Source organism: Glycomyces albidus (assembly GCF_009451885.1).
Taxonomy (GTDB): Bacteria; Actinomycetota; Actinomycetes; order Mycobacteriales; family Micromonosporaceae; genus Glycomyces; species Glycomyces albidus.
Genome location: NZ_WIAO01000051.1, coordinates 21,454 through 27,764 on the forward strand (window position 1 = coordinate 21,454; position 6,311 = coordinate 27,764).

At 68.1% G+C, this 6,311-nt stretch carries 8 protein-coding genes; 3 read left to right on the forward strand and 5 right to left on the reverse strand.

Going from position 1 to position 6,311, the window contains the following annotated elements; genetic code table 11:
• The first annotated feature begins 1 nt into the window (after window position 1).
• A complete protein-coding gene (locus tag GFD30_RS24285; protein WP_153027741.1) occupies window positions 2-718 on the forward strand; it encodes a polyamine aminopropyltransferase in 717 nt (238 codons plus the stop codon).
• Window positions 719-783: 65 nt separating this feature from the next.
• Here GFD30_RS24285 and GFD30_RS24290 read toward each other — a convergent pair whose 3' ends face one another.
• The 3 genes from GFD30_RS24290 to GFD30_RS24300 all read right to left on the reverse strand — a co-directional run bounded on the left by GFD30_RS24290 (window position 784) and on the right by GFD30_RS24300 (window position 2,050).
• Window positions 784-1,161, reverse strand: coding sequence for a hypothetical protein (locus GFD30_RS24290; protein ID WP_153027742.1), 378 nt, complete (start codon window positions 1,159-1,161; stop codon window positions 784-786).
• A 62-nt stretch (window positions 1,162-1,223) separates the two neighbouring features.
• Window positions 1,224-1,562: a cupin domain-containing protein gene (locus tag GFD30_RS24295; RefSeq protein WP_153027743.1), complete on the reverse strand. Its 339-nt coding sequence runs from the start codon at window positions 1,560-1,562 to the stop codon at window positions 1,224-1,226.
• A 77-nt stretch (window positions 1,563-1,639) separates the two neighbouring features.
• Complete coding sequence (locus GFD30_RS24300) at window positions 1,640-2,050, reverse strand: protease inhibitor I42 family protein (RefSeq protein ID WP_153027744.1); 411 nt, start codon at window positions 2,048-2,050, stop codon at window positions 1,640-1,642.
• A gap of 536 nt (window positions 2,051-2,586) precedes the next feature.
• Between GFD30_RS24300 and GFD30_RS24305 the strand changes: the two genes are divergently transcribed.
• Complete coding sequence (locus tag GFD30_RS24305) at window positions 2,587-4,572, forward strand: HNH endonuclease signature motif containing protein (RefSeq protein ID WP_194202099.1); 1,986 nt, start codon at window positions 2,587-2,589, stop codon at window positions 4,570-4,572.
• On the opposite strand, the gene GFD30_RS24310 is transcribed toward GFD30_RS24305, so the two are convergent.
• Both GFD30_RS24310 and GFD30_RS24315 read right to left on the reverse strand, forming a co-directional pair.
• On the reverse strand, window positions 4,503-4,742 hold the full coding sequence (locus GFD30_RS24310; protein WP_153027746.1) for a DUF397 domain-containing protein: 240 nt from the start codon (window positions 4,740-4,742) through the stop codon (window positions 4,503-4,505). The two genes, GFD30_RS24305 and GFD30_RS24310, sit on opposite strands and share 70 nt — an antisense overlap.
• Entirely contained in the window at window positions 4,739-5,602 is an 864-nt protein-coding gene (locus GFD30_RS24315; RefSeq protein WP_153027747.1) for a helix-turn-helix domain-containing protein, read from the reverse strand. Before GFD30_RS24315 ends, GFD30_RS24310 begins: the two co-directional genes overlap by 4 nt.
• Before the next feature lie 244 nt (window positions 5,603-5,846).
• Between GFD30_RS24315 and GFD30_RS24320 the strand changes: the two genes are divergently transcribed.
• Window positions 5,847-6,194, forward strand: coding sequence for a hypothetical protein (locus GFD30_RS24320; protein WP_153027748.1), 348 nt, complete (start codon window positions 5,847-5,849; stop codon window positions 6,192-6,194).
• Window positions 6,195-6,311 lie beyond the last annotated feature (117 nt).

The following is a 6,311-nucleotide window of genomic DNA, read 5'->3' on the forward strand; positions in this document are numbered from 1 at the left end:
GATGAGCATTCGTTTCGAGGTCCTGGACTCGCGCCCGTCGCCGATGGGCGAGATCAGCCTCCGCCGCCGCTACGACAGCGAGGTGCGCGCCGAAGTGTACGAGGTCAAGCTCGGCGAGGAGTTCCTCATGTCGAGCCTGTTCCCCGTCGCCGAGATCGAGCTGGCGCACCTCGGCCTGGCCCGGACGGCCGGCACCGGCCTCGATGTCATCGTCGGCGGCCTCGGCCTCGGATACACCGCCCAGGCGGCCCTCGAAGACCGCCGCGTCGCGACGGTCACGGTCGTGGAGTACTCGGCCCCGGTCATCGACTGGCACCGCAGGAACCTCATCCCGGACACCGCCGGCCTGGCCGCCGACCCGCGGATCCGCTTGGCCCGCATGGACTTCTTCGCCGCCGCGATGAGCGAGGCGGGCTTCCACCCCGACGAGCCCGACCGGCGCTACGACGCGATCCTGCTCGACATCGACCACACGCCGCGGCACGTCCTCCACGAGCCGCACACCGCGTTCTACACCGTGGAGGGACTGCGCGCCGCCTCGGCGCACCTGCGCCCGGGCGGCTGCTTCGCGATGTGGTCGGACGACCCGGCCGACGACGAGTTCATGGCCGTCCTCGCCGAGGTCTTCACCGATGTGGAGAACCGCGAGATCTGGTTCGACAACCCGTACACCGGCGGCGAGTCCTCGAACTCGGTCTACCTCGCCACGAAGGTCTGACCGCCACGGGGACCGGTCCCGCCTGCCCGGCCTGGAGGCCCGCAAGGGGCGCGGCGGGAGACCGCCTATGCGGTCACGGTGACCGCGAGGAACACGCCCGCCAGCACCAGCGAGACCGGTGTCATGAGCGCCCGCTCGGACTTGCTGCGCGACATCAGGTTCAGCAGCGACGACAGGAACAGGTAGATCGAGATCACCCACATCCCGATCGTGAGCAGCGGTTCGCCGATGACCGGCCACAGCTCGGCCTTGCTCGCGAGGAACAGCGCGAACACCGCGTAGATCGCGATGGCGACCGCGCTGCCGGCGCGCAGTTTCGCGGGGAGCACGTCGTGCTGGCCGCCCCAGGCGAAACGGCCCCACGGCGCTCCGGCGATGAGGGCGATCTGGAAGAGGGCGAACGCGGCGAGGATGATCAGGCCGACGAGGGCGAGGGCTTGCATGGCCTCACCGTATCCGACTTCGGTCGCGGCGGCGGTCCTCGAAGGACCGCCGCCGGACGCGACTAGTCGGAGGGCCTGGCCACCGTGAGGAGGACCACCGAGTCCTCAAGGGCCTCAAGGTCGTAGTCCCCCACGTCCGGCACCGGGACCAGGTCGAACGGGACGCCCTCCTTGACCTCGCCGCCGGCGGAGAGCCGGACCCGGCCGCGGATGATGAGGAAGGTCGTCTCGGCGGGATTCGGATTGTCGTCCAGGACCGCGCCCCGGTTCAGGGCCACGAGCGTCTGGCCGAGGATGCGGCCGCTGCCGCCGTGCACGGTCCGGCCCGCGCGGCCCGAGGAGGATTCGGCGGCGGCGCGAGCGAGTTCTTCGACCACGGTTCCTTCTGCGCTGATCTGCATACCGCCGATGCTAAATCGCTAGCACGCCTCATAAAGCCGTATGCGGATATCGGGGAGAGAAACCGGACGGCGGGGACTTACGCGCCGGTCACCTGGACGGTCAGCTCCACCGGTGCGGGCGCGGGCCCGTCGTTGGAGTCGCCCACGCAGTCCTCCGGGCCGGTGCGGAAGCAGTACTGGAAGACGAGCGTCGTCTCGCCCTCGCCCACGGCTTCGAAGTCCCAGGTCAGCTCGGCCGGGCAGCCGGTCCCGTCGCAGTCGGAGACCTCCTCGGTCTCGGAGCCGACCTCGGTCAGGACCGCGGCATCGGGCTCGCCGACCAGGAACCAGTTGTCCCCGACCGACGGATTGACCTCGCCGAAGTCGACCCGCAGCGTCTCACCGACCGCCACGGTCGCCGACCCCGCATCGTGCGCGACCGTCACGTCCGGCATCGAGCAGCCCGAGACCGCCAGGAGGGACGCGATCGCCAAAGCCGCTCTGCGCATGCCGACAGGGTAGCCACGCCTCGCCAGCGCTACCCGGGCGAAAACGTCGACCGTCGACGGGAGGAACGGCGGCTTCGGAACCGCTGGGCCCGGGGACCGGCGCAGCGACAGCGACGCGGAGGTGAGGGCCGTTGTCGACGACCTGGCACCGATTCAACCCTGCCGGAGGGGCGGGAACATCCCGTCCGTCCATGGGGCCCTGCCGGTCTCGTCCGTTGCGACTCAGCGCAGGCGGCGACGACGGGGTGGACGGTCACCGGGGCGGGCGGCGGGGCTCGGGTCTGGGCCGGTGCGACCCAGAGCAGGCAGCGACGAGGAGGTGGATGGGGCCCCGGGGCGGGCGACGACGGCCCGGACTGTTCCGGTTGCGGCGATGGCCGGTCCTATTCCATTGCAGCGCAAGCGGACCCGAGGCCCACATCGACAGTCCTCTATGGAATATTCACTCTTCCGGGCGATGGCAACACCTCCACCACGTGTCACCATTGACTCACAGCGCCAATCATCGAACAGGACACCGAAGGGAGGCACACCCGATGACCACCGGCACCACGATCCCCGACTCGGTCTCGGGACTGGCCTCCCGCACCGGCCGTGCTCTGCGGGCCCAGACACTCCGCTCGGCCCTGACCGACGCGGCATCCGCGATCAATGCCCACCACGCCCAAGTCCTGGCCGCCGTGATCGAGCTGAAGGAATCCGGCCTCCACCGCGACCACTTCGGCTTCTCCGCCCTGCGCCAACTCCTCATCGCCCGCTTCGACTTCACCCACGCCACCGCCGGATCCATCGCCGCCATCGCCCGGCTCTCGAGCAAGTTCCGCGTCCTAGCCCAGGCCGCGCTCACCGGGTCCGCCCGGATCGACCAGGTCGCCTATGCCGTCTCCCAGCTCGACAAGACCCCGGCCATGCGCCTGTTCGCCCGCACCCCCTTCCGCGAGGCCGTCGCCTCCCCCTTCGACCCCGGCATCCGGTGCGCGACCCCAGAGGCGGTGGTGGCCCAGTACTGCCAGCATGCGCCCTTCACCGACCTGCGGCGCCACCTCGACGACATGCGCGCGGCCCTGGCCGACCAAGAAGAGCTCCTTGCCGGTCTGGGCGAGCAGTCCCTGCAATGGATCGAATTGACCGAGCAAGGCAGCGGCATGTGGTCCCTGTCCGGTGAACTCTCCACCGACACCGGCATGCTGCTTGAGAAGTACTTCAAGACCGCCTGCCCCCCGCCCCGCCAGGACCAGGCCGACACCGACGGCGTCCTGCCCCCGCAACCGAACCGGCACGCCGAAGCCCTCCACCAACTCATCGCCTCCTACGGCACCGCACCGGGGGCCGCCAAGCGCCACGGGCACACCGCGACCCTCGATCTGAGCGTCGACATCGCGACCTTGCAAGGGGCCGACACCGGACGCAACCCCACACTCGAAGGCAGGCCCATCTCCCTCGCCCGGGCACGGCACCTGGCATGCGAGGCCGGCGTCATCCCGAGCGTGTTCGACTACCGCACCGGCGAGGCGATCGAACTGGGCCGGGCCCTGCGGCTGCCGAACGCGGCCCTGCGGCGCAAGCTCGAACTCGAACAGCCTCACGGCTGCGCCTGGACCGGATGCGCCAGCCCCCTGGCCTGGACCGAAGCACACCACCTGCGCCACTGGAGCGATGGCGGCCCCACCAGCGCCGAGAACCTGATCCTGCTGTGCCGTTTCCACCACGGCCGCATCCACACCCCCGGATGGACGGTCGAGAAGACCGGCCCTGGGCAGGCGGTCATCACCCACCACGACCACGACACCGACATCTCAGGCGCTGCCGAGGACGGGTGCGGGTGCGCGGACTGGCGCACCGATGCGGACATGGACGCCGAGCACGCAGGGAGCGACTGGGATGTCTTCCCCACCGGGCTCTACCGCACCGAATGGGCCGAATGGCTCAAACCCGACCTCGACGCCATCGCCGAAGCGGTCGACCGGCAACGCACCACCGCCGCCATCAGCACCGCCAGGAACCGGCTCCGAGAGAAGTTCACACCATCGGACTCCGATAGCCAGCAGCGCAACGCGACCGGTGCCATGCGTCCCGACCTCGTTGCAGCTACAGGGGAACCGCCACCGCTCAACGGGAAGCGTCACGGCGAACCCCGCCCGACCAGCAGTGCAGCGAGGGAACCGATCCCTCTGGGCGAGCCGCCGTTCTTACCCAGCCCGTCCCGGCACCGGCCGGGGCGGGGACGGGAAGGCGCACACCACCAGCCCATAAGGCCACCGGGCTACCAAAGGCCAAGCCTCCCAGCTCGAACCCCGAGAGGGCTCGAGCCCACCGCCATGCCCAAAGCCCGCCACCGCGCCGGCCCGCCCCGCACCTCATCGTCGCCGCCTCACAACCACGGCCCCGACGGCGCAGCAAGCCGACGTATCCGGCCCAGTCTGCCGAGCGAGCACGACTCTCGCCGCTCATCTCAGGCGGTGAAGTCGAACTCGCCGTCTTTGGCACCGGCGAGGAAAGCGTCCCACTCGGCCCGGGTGTAGACGATCACCGAGCCATCGGGGTGGTGCGAGTGGCGAATCGCGACCCGGCCGGAACCGTCGGCGAGGGGCCCGGCCTCGACGCATTGCCCGCCACCACTGTCACTTCGAGTGCTGATGTGCCAGCGGATGCCCGACAGCTCTTCAGATGAGAGGTGCTGGTCGGTGCTCATTCGATCTCCTTCAGGCGCTTGGCGATCAGATCGATCGACCGGGCGGCCGACAGGGCCGATCGGTCAAGATCTTGCCACACGGCCTCGAAGCTACTCGCCTTCGGTTCTTCCGCGTAGAGGGCGCCCGCGGTCGTTTCGACGTATGCGACAGCGGGGTAAGGCTCGGGCATTTTGAAGAGATTGAAGCTGCCACTCAGCCCAGTGTGCGGCCCAACGGCTGTCGGAACAAAGCGGATCGTGGCTGCGGCGCTATCGCCGATTTCAAGAAGGCGCTGGAGCTGTTCACGCATGATCGCAGGAGACCCGGCCGTGCGCTCCAAGACCGCCGACTCGAACACCGCATCGATCTCGGGAGGATTGTCGGCCGCCAGGATTCGCTGCCGCTCGATTCGCAGATCGACCCACCTCTGGATCTGTTCAGGCGATGCCTTATCCGCCTCCAGGCGACTGATCACCGCCTCTGCATAGCGGCGGGTCTGGAAGAGCCCGTATACGAGGAAGTGCTGATAGGTACAGATGCTGTCTGCCCGACTCTCCAGCCAGGGCACATTGATGAAGTCGCTGCCGAAGTCATCCTTGTGCTGGTCCCACCAGTCCTTTCGCCAGCACTCCGCTCGGAGCTGCTCGAGATCGTCACGCACCTTCTCATCCGACACGCCGAAGAGGTCGAGCATCACCGCAAGGTCGCCGCGTCGAACCGGGAGCTCGCCGTTCTCGTATCGGCTGATCGTCCCCTGATCGCGCTGGAGGTACTCACCGACTTCCTTGAGCGACATCTTGCGGGATTTCCGCAGGTCACGAATCTTGTCGCCGAGCCACTGCGATCGAAGGCTGGGGCCTGGGCCGGAGATGTTTGGCATTGGTCCTCCAGGGCTCGGTCGGCCACCCGACGGGAAATCTACTGCGAATCGGTTTGCGCAAGCTTGCGTCAACCGATTCGATATGTCAGGATACCAAAATAGGCATGGAAGGCCAACTCGGGATTCTGGTGACGGAGTTCGCGAGAGCGGTCACTCATGCGCTCCACCGAAAAGCAGCCGGGGCGGGATTGCAAAGTTTGGCGACTGGCTCCCGCCCCGGCCTTGAAACATCGGAGGTAGATCCGTGTCCAGACCCATTGTCGCGCACGCGCCCGACAATCCCAACCGCGAAAACCAGGCGGGCGACCCGCTCGTTCGGGGGACCTTCCGCGACCACCAGCACCAGTTCACCGTCCGGGCGTCATCCGCGATGGCGCCGGACTCGTTCCAGGTCTCGGTCACCGGCAACGCTGCTGACCTCGTCCTGATCGTGTCCGGCCTGAACAGCGGGCATCTGCACGCCACCTGGGGACAGGGCTGGCGGGCCTTCGCGCCCGAGTGGAAGGCGTGGTTCGAAGACTCGGCGTTCGCGGTCTTCTACAACGGCCGCGCCATCGGCAGCCGGCCCCGGCCCGGGCAGGTGAGGTTCTGACGTTTCTATGTCTGTCAAGTCATGTCATGGCGGTCGGTGTTGCTGGTTGCAGCAGTCGGTAGATCTCTCGGGCGATGTACCGCTTCAGCATTCGGATGATCTCCTTTTTAGACTTTC